At 75.5% G+C, this 14,604-nt stretch carries 11 protein-coding genes and 2 riboswitches; of the genes, 4 read left to right on the top strand and 7 right to left on the bottom strand.

The genetic code is table 11. The features are described from left to right. Positions 1-94: 94 nt before the first annotated feature. Entirely contained in the window at positions 95-3,742 is a 3,648-nt protein-coding gene (gene cobN / locus ABZ858_RS14475; RefSeq protein ID WP_361376698.1) for a cobaltochelatase subunit CobN, read from the bottom strand. Positions 3,743-3,828: 86 nt separating this feature from the next. Then, positions 3,829-3,903: riboswitch (cobalamin riboswitch) on the bottom strand. Between the two features lie 116 nt (positions 3,904-4,019). On the opposite strand from cobN, the gene ABZ858_RS14480 reads away from it, so the two are divergent. Genes ABZ858_RS14480 through ABZ858_RS14490 form a run of 3 tightly spaced genes read left to right on the top strand, consistent with a single transcriptional unit; the run spans position 4,020 to position 7,449 of the window. Further along, the gene (locus ABZ858_RS14480; RefSeq protein ID WP_361376701.1) at positions 4,020-5,297 is read left to right on the top strand and encodes a cobalamin biosynthesis protein CobG; all 1,278 of its coding nucleotides are present in this window, start codon (positions 4,020-4,022) and stop codon (positions 5,295-5,297) included. Continuing rightward, a complete protein-coding gene (locus ABZ858_RS14485; RefSeq protein ID WP_361376704.1) occupies positions 5,294-5,965 on the top strand; it encodes a precorrin-8X methylmutase in 672 nt (223 codons plus the stop codon). Before ABZ858_RS14480 ends, ABZ858_RS14485 begins: the two co-directional genes overlap by 4 nt. Beyond that, on the top strand, positions 5,962-7,449 hold the full coding sequence (locus tag ABZ858_RS14490; protein WP_361376707.1) for a precorrin-2 C(20)-methyltransferase: 1,488 nt from the start codon (positions 5,962-5,964) through the stop codon (positions 7,447-7,449). The genes ABZ858_RS14485 and ABZ858_RS14490 overlap by 4 nt, the downstream gene beginning before the upstream one ends. A 67-nt stretch (positions 7,450-7,516) precedes the next feature. On the opposite strand, the gene ABZ858_RS14495 is transcribed toward ABZ858_RS14490, so the two are convergent. After that, a complete protein-coding gene (locus tag ABZ858_RS14495; protein WP_361376710.1) occupies positions 7,517-8,254 on the bottom strand; it encodes a cobalt-precorrin-6A reductase in 738 nt (245 codons plus the stop codon). An 18-nt stretch (positions 8,255-8,272) separates the two neighbouring features. Here ABZ858_RS14495 and ABZ858_RS14500 point away from each other — a divergent pair, with 18 nt between their 5' ends. Further along, on the top strand, positions 8,273-9,481 hold the full coding sequence (locus tag ABZ858_RS14500) for a cobalt-precorrin-5B (C(1))-methyltransferase (RefSeq protein WP_361376713.1): 1,209 nt from the start codon (positions 8,273-8,275) through the stop codon (positions 9,479-9,481). On the opposite strand, the gene ABZ858_RS14505 is transcribed toward ABZ858_RS14500, so the two are convergent. The 5 genes from ABZ858_RS14505 to cbiE form a co-directional block, all read right to left on the bottom strand. Beyond that, a complete protein-coding gene (locus tag ABZ858_RS14505) occupies positions 9,445-10,455 on the bottom strand; it encodes an ABC transporter substrate-binding protein (RefSeq protein ID WP_361376716.1) in 1,011 nt (336 codons plus the stop codon). The genes ABZ858_RS14500 and ABZ858_RS14505 overlap by 37 nt on opposite strands. 9 nt (positions 10,456-10,464) lie before the next feature. Further along, the gene (locus ABZ858_RS14510) at positions 10,465-11,232 is read right to left on the bottom strand and encodes an ABC transporter ATP-binding protein (protein ID WP_361377180.1); all 768 of its coding nucleotides are present in this window, start codon (positions 11,230-11,232) and stop codon (positions 10,465-10,467) included. A 2-nt stretch (positions 11,233-11,234) separates the two neighbouring features. Further along, positions 11,235-12,290 carry an iron ABC transporter permease gene (locus tag ABZ858_RS14515; RefSeq protein ID WP_361376719.1) on the bottom strand — a complete coding sequence of 352 codons (1,056 nt, stop codon included), beginning with the start codon at positions 12,288-12,290 and terminating at the stop codon, positions 11,235-11,237. A 126-nt stretch (positions 12,291-12,416) separates the two neighbouring features. Next, a riboswitch (cobalamin riboswitch) is annotated at positions 12,417-12,499 on the bottom strand. Positions 12,500-12,553: 54 nt separating this feature from the next. Then, a complete protein-coding gene (gene cobM, locus ABZ858_RS14520) occupies positions 12,554-13,303 on the bottom strand; it encodes a precorrin-4 C(11)-methyltransferase (RefSeq protein ID WP_361376722.1) in 750 nt (249 codons plus the stop codon). Further along, positions 13,300-14,565, bottom strand: a complete 1,266-nt coding sequence (cbiE, locus tag ABZ858_RS14525; protein ID WP_361376726.1) for a precorrin-6y C5,15-methyltransferase (decarboxylating) subunit CbiE — start codon at positions 14,563-14,565, stop codon at positions 13,300-13,302. Before cbiE ends, cobM begins: the two co-directional genes overlap by 4 nt. Positions 14,566-14,604 lie beyond the last annotated feature (39 nt).

Raw genomic sequence — 14,604 nt, forward strand, 5'->3', positions numbered from 1 at the left:
GGCGGGGCGGCGGGAGCGGGCGCGCGGAAGGGCTCCCCGGGTGGTTCGCCCCCGGGGAGCCCTTCGCGAGTGTGTGGTGGTGCGGGCTTACCGGTCAGGAACCGCTGTCGTCGCCGCCCTCCAGGTCGCCCTCGGTCTCCAGGTACACCTGGCGCAGCTGTTCCAGGACCGCCGGGTCCGGCTTCGCCCACATGCCCCGCGACTCGGCCTCCAGCAGCCGTTCCGCGATGCCGTGCAGGGCCCAGGGGTTGGCCTGCTGGAGGAACTCCCGGTTCGCCGGGTCGAGGACGTATGTCTCGGTGAGCTTGTCGTACATCCAGTCGGCGACCACGCCGGTCGTGGCGTCGTAGCCGAACAGGTAGTCCACCGTGGCGGCGAGTTCGAAGGCGCCCTTGTAGCCGTGGCGGCGCATCGCCTCGATCCACTTGGGGTTGACGACGCGGGCGCGGAAGACGCGCGAGGTCTCCTCGACGAGCGTGCGGGTGCGGACCGTCTCCGGGCGGGTGGAGTCCCCGATGTACGCCTCGGGGGCGGTGCCGCGCAGGGCGCGGACGGTGGCCACCATGCCGCCGTGGTACTGGAAGTAGTCGTCGGAGTCGGCGATGTCGTGCTCGCGGGTGTCGGTGTTCTTCGCCGCGACCGCGATCCGCCGGTAGGCCGTCTCCATCTCCTCGCGGGCCGGGCGGCCGTCGAGTTCCCGGCCGTAGGCGTAGCCGCCCCACACCGTGTAGACCTCCGCGAGGTCGGCGTCGGTGCGCCAGTCGCGGGAGTCGATGAGCTGGAGCAGGCCGGCGCCGTAGGTGCCGGGGCGGGAGCCGAAGATACGGGTGGTGGCGCGGCGTTCGTCACCGTGGGCGGCCAGGTCAGCCTGGACGTGGGCGCGGACGTGGTTGGTCTCGGCCGGCTCGTCCAGCGAGGCGGCCAGGCGCACCGCGTCGTCGAGCAGGCCGATGGTGTGCGGGAAGGCGTCGCGGAAGAAGCCGGAGATGCGCAGGGTGACGTCGATGCGCGGGCGGCCCAGCTCCTGCGGCGGGATGGGCTCCAGGCCGGTCACGCGGCGGGAGGCGTCGTCCCAGACCGGGCGGACGCCGAGCAGGGCGAGGGCCTCGGCCACGTCGTCGCCCGCGGTGCGCATGGCGCTCGTCCCCCACAGCGACAGCCCCACGGAGGTGGGCCAGTCGCCGTTGTCCGTGCGGTAGCGCTCCAGCAGGGAGTCGGCGAGGGCCTGGCCGGTCTCCCAGGCGAGGCGGGAGGGGACGGCCTTGGGGTCGACGGAGTAGAAGTTGCGTCCCGTCGGCAGCACGTTGACCAGGCCGCGCAGTGGCGAGCCCGAGGGACCCGCGGGGACGAACCCGCCGGCCAGCGCGTGGACGGTGTGGTCGAGTTCGTCGGTGGTGGCGGCGAGGCGCGGGACCACCTCGCGGGCGGCGAACTCCAGGATGGCGCGGACCTGTTCGCCGTGCCCGGCGGGGACGGCGGCCGGGTCCCAGTCCGCGTCCTCCATCGCCTGCACCAGGGCGCGGGCCTGTTCCTCGGCGGCGTCGGCGCTCGTGCGGGTGGCGGCGGACTCGTCGAGGCCGAGCGCCTCGCGCAGCCCGGGCAGGGCCTGGGCGCCGCCCCAGATCTGCCGGGCGCGCAGGATGGCGAGGACGAGGTTGACGCGGTCCGCGCCGGCCGGCGGCGCGCCCAGGACGTGCAGGCCGTCCCGGATCTGGGCGTCCTTGACCTCGCACAGCCAGCCGTCGACGTGCAGCAGGAAGTCGTCGAAGCCGTCGTCGTCGGGGCGGTCGTCAAGTCCGAGGTCGTGGTCGAGGCGGGCGGCCTGGATGAGGGTCCAGATCTGGGCGCGGATGGCGGGCAGCTTGGCCGGGTCCATGGCGGAGATCTGCGCGTACTCGTCGAGGAGCTGCTCCAGGCGCGCGATGTCCCCGTAGGAGTCGGCGCGCGCCATGGGCGGGACGAGGTGGTCGACCAGGGTGGCGTGCACGCGGCGCTTGGCCTGGGTGCCCTCGCCGGGGTCGTTGACCAGGAAGGGGTAGATCAGCGGGAGGTCACCGAGGGCGGCGTCGGGGCCGCAGGCGGCGGACAGTCCGGCGTTCTTGCCGGGCAGCCATTCCAGGTTGCCGTGCTTGCCGAGGTGGATCACGGCGTCCGCCCCGAAGCCGCCCTCGTCCCGGGCCGCGGCGATCCAGCGGTAGGCGGCCAGGTAGTGGTGGGAGGGCGGCAGGTCCGGGTCGTGGTAGATGGCGATGGGGTTCTCGCCGAAGCCGCGCGGCGGCTGGATGAGGACGAGCAGGTTGCCGAAGCGCAGGGCCGCCAGGACGATGTCGCCGTCCTCGTCGCGGCTGCGGTCCACGAACATCTCGCCCGGCGCCGGGCCCCAGTGCCGCTCCACCGCCGTGCGCAGCGACTCGGGCAGGGTCGCGAACCAGCGGCGGTAGTGGGCCGCCGGGATGCGCACCGGGTTGCGGGCGAGCTGTTCCTCGGTCAGCCAGTCCTGGTCGTGGCCGCCGGCCTCGATGAGCGCGCGGATCAGTTCGTCGCCGTCGCCGGAGGCCAGGCCGGGCACGTCCTGGCCGCCGAAGTCGTAGCCCTCCGCGCGCAGCCGCCGCAGCAGGGCGACGGCGCTGGCGGGGGTGTCGAGGCCGACCGCGTTGCCGATGCGGGAGTGCTTGGTCGGGTAGGCGGACAGGACGAGGGCGACGCGCTTGTCGGCGGGCGCGACATGGCGCAGCTTCGCGTGGCGTACGGCGATGCCGGCGACGCGGGCCGCGCGCTCGGCGTCGGCCACGTAGGCGGGCAGGCCGTCGGCGTCGATCTCCTTGAAGGAGAACGGCACGGTGATCAGGCGGCCGTCGAACTCGGGGACCGCGATCTGGCTGGCCGCGTCCAGCGGGGAGACGCCCTCGTCGTTGTCCTCCCAGTCGGCGCGGGAGCCGGTCAGGCACAGCGCCTGGAGGATCGGCACGTCCAGGCCGGTGAGCGCGCCCGCGTCCCAGGACTCGTCGTCGCCGCCGGCCGACGCCTCGGCGGGCCGGGTGCCGCCGGCCGCCAGGACGGTGGTGACGATGGCGTCGGCGGCGCGCAGTTCGTCGATCAGCTCGGGCTCGGGGGCGCGCAGCGAGGCGACATAGCGGGGCAGCGGCCGGCCGCCCGCCGCCTCGACGGCGTCGCACAGGGCGTGCACGAAGGCCGTGTTGCCGCTCATGTGGTGGGCGCGGTAGTAGAGCACGGCGATGACCGGGCCGCCGGCCGGAGCCGCCGGGGAGTCCGGGCGTGCCAGCGGGCCCCAGGTGGGGGCGGGCGCGGGGGCGTCGAAGCCGTGGCCGGTGAGCAGGACGGTGTCCGAGAGGAACCGGGCGAGCTGTTCGAGGTTGCCGGGGCCGCCGTGGGCGAGGTAGGCGTGTGCCTCGGCGGCGATGCCGACGGGGACGGTGGAGGCCGCCATCAGCTGGGCGTCGGGGGCCTGTTCGCCGGTGAGGACGACCACCGGGCGGCCGTCCGCGAGCAGCAGGTCGATGCCGTCCTGCCAGGCGCGGATGCCGCCGAGGAGGCGTACGACCACCAGGCCGACGCCGTCGAGGAGGGCGGGCAGGTCGTCCAGGGCGAGACGGGAGGGGTTGGCGAAGCGGTAGGTGACCGGTCCGCCGGCCGCGCGAGCGCTGAGCAGGTCGGTGTCGGAGGTCGACAGGAGCAGGATCTCGCGGGCGTGCGGGGCTCGTTCCCCGGACGGAGTGGGCATGCGGCGCCTGGCCTTCCTCGGGGTCCGCGCCCCGGGCGGTGTGGGATGTGTCTCCCCCTCGGCCGGAGCCGAACGCGGGAGAAAGGGAGTTCCTGACTCGCCCAGCCCCCGGGGCCGGGCACACAGTGGCGGGACCGCGCCGGATTCGCACCGGCTTCCTCCCCCTGTCGCCGTGGTGGCGGTTCGTGGACCGGGTGATCCACTGCCGAGCATAGTAAAGGCCGGGGGGAGGAACGCGCCGCGTGCACCGGTCCTGGTCGTAGGTATGCTCACCGCCATGCCCACGGCAGACCTACCTCCATCGCCCCAGGCCGCACCGGCCGCACGGGAGCGCGGTGACGCCTGCCCCGGAACGCTGCGCCTGCACGCGGCGGACGACGGGGCGCTGGCCCGCGTCCGGCTGCCCGGCGGCGTCCTGAGCGCGGACCGGGCGCGGGCACTGGGGCGTGCGGCCCGGCGGCTCGGCGACGGCGATCTGCATCTGACCTCGCGCGGCAACGTGCAGCTGCGCGGGCTGGGCGACGGCTGCGGAGCGGAGCTGGCGCGGGCGCTGGACGCGGCCGGGCTGCTGCCCTCCCGGGAGCACGAGCGGGTGCGCAACATCGTCGCCTCGCCGCTGTCCGGGCTCGACGGCGCCGGCGCGCGGGACGTACGGCCGTGGCTGACGGCCCTGGACGAAGCCCTGTGCGCGAGCGGGCCCGCCCGGGAGCTGTCGGGACGGTTCCTGTTCGCCCTGGACGACGGGCGCGGGGACGTGGCCGGTCTCGGCGCGGACGTGACCGTGCGCGCGGACCCGGACGGCGGCGCGTGGCTCGTCCCCGGGTCGGTCCGGGTGCCCGCCGCCGACGCGCCCCGCACGGCCTTGCTGACCGCCATCGCCTTCCTGGACGCCGCGCGCTCGCACGGCACCCGGGCCTGGCGGGTGTCCGAACTCCCGCTGCCCGCAGGGGAACTGGACCGTCTGGTCCGTGACCGGCTGACGGCCGAGGGCATCACGTACGAGGACGGTCCCGGCCCGGCCGGCGGCACGCACGGCGGCGGCCCGCCCCCGGGGATCGTCGGCGGTGCCCTGTCCGTGCACGTCCCGCTGGGCCGGTTCTCGGCCCGTCAGTGGGAGGAGCTGACCCTGCTCGGCGCGACCGAGCTGCGGCTGACCCCCTGGCGAGGGGTCGTCGTCCCCACCGGGGCCATGACCGCGGCCCGGACCGCCGGGGCACTGGCACGGCTGGCGGAGGCCGGCCTGGTCACCGACCCCGCGTCCCCGTGGCTGCGCGTGGGCGCCTGCATCGGCCGGCCCGGGTGTGCCAAGGCCCACGCCGACGTACGGGCGGACGCGGCCCGGTCCCTCGACGCGGCCGGGCGCCCCGGCCTCCCTCTGTACTGGTCCGGGTGCGAACGGCGCTGCGGGCACCCCGGCGGCGACCATGTCGACGTGGTGGCCGGCGCGGACGGCGGTTACCGCCTGTCGGTCACCGCGGCCGGTGGCCGTGCGCGTGCCGTCCGCGCGCCGGACCCCTCCCGGATACCCGCCGCCCTGGCGGCGATCACCTCATGAGCCGCATACCGACCGAAAGCAGCGAGAAGACCACCGTGACCAGCCACGTCTACGAGAAGGACGGAGCGGCGATCTACCGCCAGTCCTTCGCCACCATCCGCGCCGAAGCGGACCTCGCGGGGCTGCCCGCCGATGTCAGCCAGGTCGCGGTGCGCATGATCCACGCCTGCGGGATGGTCGACCTCGTCCAGGACCTGTCCTACACGCCCGCGGTGGTGGCCCGGGCCCGCGAGGCCCTGCGCTCGGGGGCTCCGATCCTGTGCGATGTGCAGATGGTGGCCAGTGGTGTGACACGCAAGCGGCTGCCGGCTGGCAACGACGTGCTGTGCACGCTGTCCGACCCGGCCGTCCCTGAGCTGGCCGCGAAGCTGGGCACCACGCGCAGCGCGGCGGCCCTCGAACTGTGGCGCGACCGTCTGGAGGGCGCGGTGGTCGCCGTCGGCAACGCCCCCACCGCCCTGTTCCGCCTCCTGGAGATGATCGAGGAGGGCGCTGCGCGGCCCGCCGCCGTCATCGGGGTCCCGGTCGGTTTCATCGGCGCGGCCGAGTCCAAGGACGCGCTGGCCGCGCACCCCTGCGGCCTGGAGCACCTGGTGGTGCGCGGCCGGCGCGGCGGCAGCGCCCTCGCGGCCGCCGCGCTCAACGCGATCGCGAGCGAGGAAGAGTGAGCGGCAAGCTGTACGGCGTCGGGCTGGGACCCGGCGACCCCTCCCTGATGACCCTGCGGGCGGTCGAGGCCATCACCGAGGCCGACGTGGTCGCCTACCACAGCGCCCGGCACGGCCGGTCCATCGCCCGCTCGATCGCGGCCCGGCACCTGCGCGCCGACCACATCGAGGAACGGCTGGTCTACCCCCTCACCACGGAGACCACCGACCATCCGGGCGGCTACCAGGGCGCGATGGAGGAGTTCTACGCCGAGTCGGCCGCCAGGCTGGCGGTCCATCTCGACGCCGGCCGGACGGTGGCCGTGCTCGCCGAGGGCGATCCGCTGTTCTACGGCTCGTACATGCACATGCACAAGCGGCTCGCCGGCCGCTACGACACCGAGGTCGTCCCCGGGGTCACCTCGGTGTCGGCGGCCGCCGCCCGGCTGGGCGCGCCGCTCGCCGAGGGCGAGGAGGTGCTGACCGTCCTGCCGGGCACGCTGCCCGAGGAGGAGCTGACCGCGCGGCTGGCCGCGACGGACTCGGCGGTGGTGATGAAGCTGGGCCGCACCTTCCCCAAGGTCCGCCGGGCACTGGAGCGTTCGGGGCGGCTGGCGGAGGCCCGGTACGTGGAGCGGGCCACCATGAGCCAGGAGCGCGTCGCCGCACTGGCGGACGTGGACGCCTCCTCGGTGCCGTACTTCTCGGTGGCCGTGCTGCCCAGCCGGGTGGACGCGGAGCGGCCGGAGCGCGCGCGGGGCGAGGTGGTCGTGGTGGGGACGGGTCCCGCCGGGCCGCTGTGGCTGACGCCCGAGACGCGGGGCGCGCTGGCCGCCGCCGACGACCTCGTCGGCTACACGACGTACCTGGACCGGGTTCCCGAGCGGCCGGGCCAGGTCCGGCACGGCTCGGACAACCGGGTGGAGGCCGAGCGCGCCGAGTTCGCGCTGCGACTGGCCCGCGAGGGGCGGCGGGTGGCCGTGGTCTCCGGTGGTGACCCGGGCGTCTTCGCGATGGCCACCGCCGTCCTGGAGGCGGCCTCCCGGCCGGAGCACCACGACGTGCCGGTGCGGGTGCTGCCCGGGGTGACCGCCGCGAACGCGGCCGCCGCCCGGGCCGGCGCCCCGCTGGGGCACGACTACGCCGTCCTCTCCCTCTCCGACCGGCTCAAGCCCTGGGAGGTCATCGCGGAGCGGCTGCGCGCGGCGGCCTCGGCGGATCTGGTGCTGGCCCTGTACAACCCCGGCTCGCGCTCCCGTACCTGGCAGGTGGGCCGGGCGCAGGAGTTGCTCCTCGATCACCGGGCGCCGGAGACCCCGGTGGTGGTCGCCCGGGACGTGGGCGGTCCGCAGGAGCGGGTGCGGATCGTGCGGCTGGGCGAGCTGGACCCGGCCGAGGTCGACATGCGGACGATCCTGCTGGTCGGTTCCTCGCAGACCCGGGTGGTGCGGCGGGGGGACGGCGAGGAGATCGCCTGGACCCCGCGCCGCTACCCGGAGGCGTGAGGATGAGCGGTGCCGCGCCGGCGTACGGGCGGCACCGCGACCCGCGCCGCCGTGGCACGGGTCCCGGCTACCGGCGCCCGGTGACCCAGCGGGCCGCGCTCTCGGCGTCGGGCACCGCGGGGACGCCCTCGGGCACCGGGGGCCTGCGGACCACGACGACGGGGAGCCGGGCCTCGCGGGCGGCGGCCAGTTTCGGGGCGGTCGCCGCCCCGCCGCTGTCCTTGGTGACGACGACGTCCACGCGGTGGCGCCGCAGCAGCTCGCGCTCCCCGTCCAGGGTGAAGGGGCCGCGGTCGAGCAGCACCTCCATCCGGGCCGGGTACGGCGGCTCGGGGGCGTCCACGGACCGGACCAGGAACCACAGGTCGTCCAGGCCGGCGAAGGCGGCAAGACCCATGCGTCCGGTGGTGAGAAAGACCCTGCGGCCGAGCGCGGGCAGCGCCCCGGCCGCCTCCTCCAGCGACCCCACCGGATGCCACCGGTCGCCCTCCACGGGGGTCCAGCCGGGCCGGCGCAGGGCGAGCAGGGGGACCTGGGCGTCGGCGGCGGCCCGGACCGCGTGGAAGCTCATCGTCCCGGCGAAGGGGTGGGTGGCGTCGACGAGCGCGTCCACCCGGTGCTCGCGCAGCCACGCCGCCAGTCCCGGCGTCCCGCCGAAGCCGCCCACCCGCGTCCGTCCCGGGGGCAGCCGGGGACCGGCGACCCGGCCGGCCAGTGAGCTGGTCAGTTCGAGACCGGGGGTGCCGTGGAGCAGTTCGGCCAGCCGGCGGGCCTCCGTGGTACCGCCGAGGATCAGTACGTGCATGGGAGTCCGGTTCCGTTCATGAAGAGCAGCGAGGGTCGAGCCGTGGGTGAGTCGGACGGTGCGGGCGGTGCCCAGGGGTCCGGCCGGGCCAAGGGCGGCCGGGGCGCCCAGCTGGAGCACACCGGTCTGCGGGCCGGCTGGACCACCGGCGCGTGCGCGACGGCGGCCGCCACGGCCGCGTACACCGCCCTGCTGACCGGGGAGTTCCCCGACCCGGTGACGATCAGGCTACCCAAGGGGCAGACGCCGTCCTTCGCGCTGGCCGCCGAGGAGCTGGCCGCGGGGTGCGCGACGGCGGGGATCGTCAAGGACGCCGGGGACGATCCGGACGTCACGCACGGCGCGCTGGTCCGCGCCACGGTCCGGCGGCTCCCGGCGGGCGGCGGCGTCGTGTTCCGGGCGGGTCCCGGGGTGGGCACCGTCACCCGGCCCGGCCTCCCGCTGGCCGTCGGCGAGGCGGCCGTCAACCCGGTGCCCCGGCAGCTGATGCGCGAGCACGTCACCGAGGTCGCCGCGCGGTACGGCGCCGGAGCCGACGTGGAGATCACCGTCTCCGTCGACCACGGCGAGGAGATCGCCCGCTCCACCTGGAACCCGCGCCTGGGCATCCTGGGCGGCCTCTCCATCCTCGGCACCACGGGCATCGTGGTGCCGTACTCCTGCTCGGCCTGGATCGACTCCATCCGGCGGGGCGTCGACGTGGCCCGGGCGGCCGGGCGCACCCATGTCGCCGGGTGCACCGGGTCGACGTCCGAGAAGACGGTCGTCGCCGAGTACGGGCTGCCCGAGGACGCGCTGCTCGACATGGGCGACTTCGCGGGCGCCGTCCTGAAGTACCTGCGCCGGCACCCGGTGGACCGGCTGACGATCTGCGGTGGTTTCGCCAAGCTCTCCAAGCTCGCCGCGGGCCATCTGGACCTGCACTCCGGCCGTTTCCAGGTCGACAAGGGCTTCCTGGCCGGGCTGGCCCGGCAGGGCGGCGCGGACGCGGCGCTCGCCGCCGAGGTGACCGCCGCCAACACCGGGCTGGCCGCGCTCCAGCTCTGCCGGGCCGCCGGGGTGCCGCTCGGTGACCTGGTGGCGCGCACGGCCCGCGACGAGGCGCTGGCGGTGCTGCGCGGGGCGCCGGTCGCCGTGGACGTCGTCTGTGTCGACCGGGCCGGTGCCGTCGTGGGGCGCGGCGCGGTCCGTCAGCCCCTGTCACCGCCCGGTACGGTCCGCAGGTAGGCGCCGAGCCGGGCGATCGCCGACGGGTTGCGGGGGCTCTCGACGAGGTCGGCGTAGTCGAGGGAGACGATCCGCCGGTGCTTGACGGCGGAGACGCCGCGCAGCGGGGCGTAGGAGAGGAGGAACTTCTTCTTCTGCTCGGCGCTGACGTCCCCGTAGTCGCAGATGACGATGACGTCGGGGTCGCGCTCGACGACGCTCTCCCAGCCGACCGTGGTCCAGGAGTCCGCCATGTCATGCATGACGTTGGTGCCGCCGGCCTCGGTGATGATCTGCTCCGGGGCGGCGTAGCGGCCGGCGGTGAAGGGGGTGTCCTGGCCGCTGTCGTAGAGGAAGACCGACGGGCGGGCGCTGCCCTGCGGGGCCTTGGCCCGCACGGCGGCGATCTGCTGCTTGAAGCCGGCGATCAGCGCGGCGGCCCGCTGCTGGACGCCGAACAGCTCGCCGAGGTTGGTGAGGTCGGTGTACAGGGCGTCCAGGGGCGGCATGATGCCGCGCGCGGACTTCGAACGGCCGTTGTGGCAGGACTCGGTGAGGACGTACGAGGGGATGCCGAGCTTCTTCAGGGCGTCCGGGGTGAGGCCGCCGTCCTCGCGGAAGCCGTAGTTCCAGCCGGCGAAGACGAGGTCGGCGCGGGCGTCGAGGACGTTCTCCTTGGTGAGCTGGTCCTTGGACAGCCACTTGACCTTGTCGTAGCCGTCCTTCCACGGCACGCCGTCCAGGTCGCCCTTGTCGTCGGGCATGGCGAAGCCGGCCATGCGGTCCTCCAGGCCGAGGGCGAACATCAGCTCCGTGATGCCGACGTCGTTGGTGACCACCCGCTCGGGGACCTTGTCGTAGGTGACCGTACGGCCGCAGTTGGTGAGGGTGACCGCCGGGGACGCGGTGTCCCGGGACGACTCGACCGTGGCGCCGCACCCGGTGGCGGTGGCGGTCGCGGCGAGGCAGAGGGCCGCGGCGAGGAACTTGCGCATGGGGGTCCTTCAGGTGGTGGTCGGGAGCAGGTCGAACAGGAGCTGGACGGCGCCGGTCACGGGGTGCGGGACGGGGTGGGCCCGGACGCCGAACACCTCGGCCAGCAGCTCCGGGCGCAGCACGTCCCGGGGTGGTCCGGAGGTGACGATGCGGCCGCCGTCGATGACGTACAGGACGTCGCAGTGGGCGGCGGCGAGGTTGAGGTCGTGCAGGGCGGCCAGGGTGGTCAGGCCGCTGTCGCGGACCAGGGACAGGACGTCCAGCTGGTGGGCGATGTCGAGGTGGTTGGTGGGTTCGTCCAGGACCAGGACCCGGGGCTGCTGGGCGAGGGCCCGGGCGATGAGGACGCGCTGCTTCTCGCCGCCGGACAGGGCGAGGAAGCCCCGGCCGGCGAGGTGGGCGACGCCCGTGCGCGCCATGGCCCCGGCGCAGATCTCCCGGTCCGCGGCGGCCGTGCGGTCCCGGTGCGGCAGCCGTCCCATGGCGACCACCTCGGCCACGGTGAAGTCGAACTCGGCCGAGGACTCCTGCGGCAGCGCGGCCAGTACGCGGGCGGCGGCCCTCGGGTCCATGGCGTGCAGGTCGTCGCCGTCCAGCCGGATCGTTCCGCGGGTGGGCCGCAGTGCCCGGTACACGCTGCGCAACAGGGTGGACTTGCCGCTGCCGTTGGGTCCGACGAGTCCGGCCAGGGTCCCGCTGTCCGCGGTGAGCCGGATGTCCTCGGCGAGCCGGGCCCCGGCGGTCTCGATGGTGACGCCGTCGATGTCGAGCCGCATGCTCATCGCCCTCCGAACGCGTAGCCGCCGCGCCGCATCAGCAGCAGGAACGCGGGCACCCCGACCACCGCGGTGATGACGCCGACCGGCAGTTCGGCGGGGGCCAGCAGCAGCCGGGACAGCACGTCCGCCCACACCAGCAGTACCGCTCCGGCGAGCGGGGCGACGGCGAGGACCCGGCGGTGGTCGGCGCCGACCAGCATGCGCACCACGTGCGGCACCATCAGCCCGACGAACCCGATGGCCCCGCTGACGGCGACGACGGTGCCGGTGACGGCGGCGGTGACCAGGAACAGTTCCCGGCGCAGCCGTTCGGGCCGGACGCCGAGCGCGGCCGCGGTCTCGTCGCCCATGGCGAGCGCGTTGAGGGGCTCGGCCCGCCGGCGCAGCCAGGCCCAGCCGGCCAGCACGGTGCCGGCGGCGAGCGGCACCTGGGTCCAGGTCGCGCCGCCCAGGCTGCCCAGCAGCCACATCATCGCCGAGCGTGCGGCCTCGCCGCGGGTGGCGCCGAACACCATGACGGTGGTGACGGCCTCGAAGCCGTACGCCAGTGCCGTGCCGGTCAGGATGAGCCGCAGCGGGGTCAGTCCCCGGGGCGAGCGGGCGACGGCGTAGACGAGGGCCATGGCGGCGAGGGCCGAGGCGAACGCGGAGGCGGACAGCGCCCATACGCCGAGTCCGGCGAACGCGCCGAGGAGGATGACGGCGTTGGCGCCGACCGCCGCCCCGGAGGAGATGCCCAGGACGAACGGGTCGGCGAGCGCGTTGCGGACCATGGCCTGCACGGCCACGCCGACGGCCGCGAGCCCGGCCCCGACCACGGCGCCGAGCAGGACCCGGGGCAGCCGGATCTCCCAGACGATGGTGTAGGCGGCCGCGTCCCGCGCGCGCACGGTCCCGCCGGTGAGTCCGGCCCACAGGAAGCCCGGCACCCGCGCCCAGCCGATCCCGGCGGCGCCGAGCGCGGTGCCGCACACGAGCGACAGCAGGAGCAGCAGCCCGAGGGCGAGGCTGAGCGGCAGCACGGGTATCCGGCTGGGGGTCGTACTTCGGCGCACGGAGGGGGCCGTCTTTCGCACGGGCCGCCTGCTGGACGTCGAGCAGGAGACAGCCCAGGCGGCCCGGCCGGCCGCCCGGCCCCCTCTCGCAGTCCACGGCGAGCAGTCAACGGGTCGGGCCTCCGCGGGCGATCGGGCTCGCGCGGGACCCTCAGGGGTCGCCGTACATACCGTTGCGGGTCAGCGCCGGACTCTCACCGGACTTCCCCCGCGGGAGGCAAGGGGAGCCTAACAAACGCGGGCTCCCCGGGTGTTGCGGTGGGTCAGCAGGTGTGCCGCTCACGCTCGGGCGAGTACAGGTGGCTGTCGCCGAACTGCTCCGCCCCCAGCGTCCGCCCCACCATGATCACGGCGGTGCGCAGCACGCCCGCGTCCTTCACCTTCCGCGCGATCTCGTCCAGGGTGCCCCGGATGATCAGTTCGTCCGGGCGGGAGGCGTAGGCGACGACCGCGGCGGGGCAGTCGGCGCCGTAGTGCGGGAGGAGTTCCTCGACCACGCGGTCCGCGTACCTGGCGGCCAGGTGCAGCACGATCAGCGCGCCGCTGCGGCCGAGGGTGGCCAGGTCCTCGCCCTCGGGCATGGCGGTGGCGCGCTGGGCGACCCGGGTGAGGATGACGGTCTGGCCGACCGTCGGCACGGTCAGCTCCCGCTTCAGGGCGGCCGCCGCGGCGGCGAAGGCGGGCACGCCGGGGACGACCTCGTAGTCCACTCCGGCCGCGTCCAGGCGCCGCATCTGCTCGGCGATCGCGCTGAATACGGAGGGGTCGCCGGAGTGCAGCCGGGCCACGTCGTGGCCCTCCTCGTGGGCGCGGACCAGCTCCGCGGTGATCTCGTCCAGGTCGAGGTTCGCGGTGTCCACCAGGCGGGCGTCCGGCGGGCATTCGGCCAGCAGTTCGCGCGGGACCAGGCTGCCCGCGTACAGGCAGACCCGGCAGGCGGCGAGCGTGCGGGCGCCGCGCACCGTGATCAGGTCGGCGGCGCCGGGGCCGGCTCCGATGAAGTACACGGTCATCTGTCTGCTCCTGGAAGGGTGTCGGCGGTCTTGTGTGCGGACCACTGGGTGACCGGCATGGCCTGGCGCCAGCCGGTGAAGCCGCCCACGGGGACGGCGTGCGCCACGGCGAGCCGCACCAGCTCGCCGCCGTGGCGGCGGCGGGCGCCGGCGAGCAGGGCCTCGGACTCCAGCGTGACGGTGTTGGCGACCAGCCGCCCGCCGGGGGGCAGCGCCGCCCAGCAGGCGTCGAGGAGGCCGGGCGCGGTGAGTCCGCCGCCGATGAACACGGCGTCGGGCGCGGGGAGTCCGGCAAGGGCGGCGGGGGCGGCGCCGGTGACGATCCGCAGTCCGGGCACGCCGAGCCGTTCGGCGTTGCGGAGGATGCGCGCGGCACGCTCCGGGTCGCGTTCGACGGTGACCGCCCGGCAGGAGGGGTGGGTGCGCAGCCACTCGACGGCGATCGAGCCCGATCCGCCGCCGATGTCCCACAGCAGCTCGCCGGGCGCGGGGGCGAGCGTGGCGAGCGTGGCGGCCCGGATGTGCCGCTTGGTGAGCTGACCGTCGTGCTCGTAGGCCGCGTCCGGCAGTCCCGGCACGGCCCCGAGCCGCAGCGCGTCCGGTGCCCGGCGGCATTCGACGGCCACGATGTTGAGCGGGTCGCCGGGCGGCCGGTCCGGCGCCCAGTCGTCGGCGGTGACCGGCGGGGCCGTACGTTCCCGGTCGCCGCCGAGCTGTTCCAGGACGCGCAGCCGGCTCGGTCCGAAGCCGCGGTCCCGCAGGAGCGCGGCGACCTGCGCGGGAGTGGTGGCGTCGGCGCTGAGCACGAGCAGGCGCCGGCCCTCGTGGAGGGCCGCGGCGAGCCGGGCGGCGGGGCGGCCGACGAGCGTGACGACCTCGACGTCCTCCAGCGGCCAGCCGAGCCGGCCGGCGGCGTAGGACACGGAGGAGGGGTGCGGAAGGACGCGCAGGGCGGCGCCCCTCTCCTCGGCGAGCGCGCGTCCGATGCCGTAGAACATCGGGTCGCCGCTGGCCAGGACCGCGATGCGGCGGCCGGCGTGGGCGGCGAGCAGGCGGGGGACGGCGGGGCGCAGCGGCGAGGGCCAGGCGACGCGTTCCCCGGCGCATCCGGGCGGCAGCAGCTCCAGCTGGCGCGGGCCGCCGATGAGGATCTCGGCCTCGGCCAGTGCGGCGCGGGCGGGGTCGGTGAGGCCCGGCCAGCCGTCGGCTCCGATCCCGACGACGGTGACGGCGGGGTGCGGGCCTGGTCGGGCGGGGGTCACTGCTGGCTACCTCGGTCTTCGGCGGGGGCGACAGAGGCG

The organism is Streptomyces sp. NPDC047017, assembly GCF_040644175.1.
Taxonomy (GTDB): Bacteria; Actinomycetota; Actinomycetes; order Streptomycetales; family Streptomycetaceae; genus Streptomyces.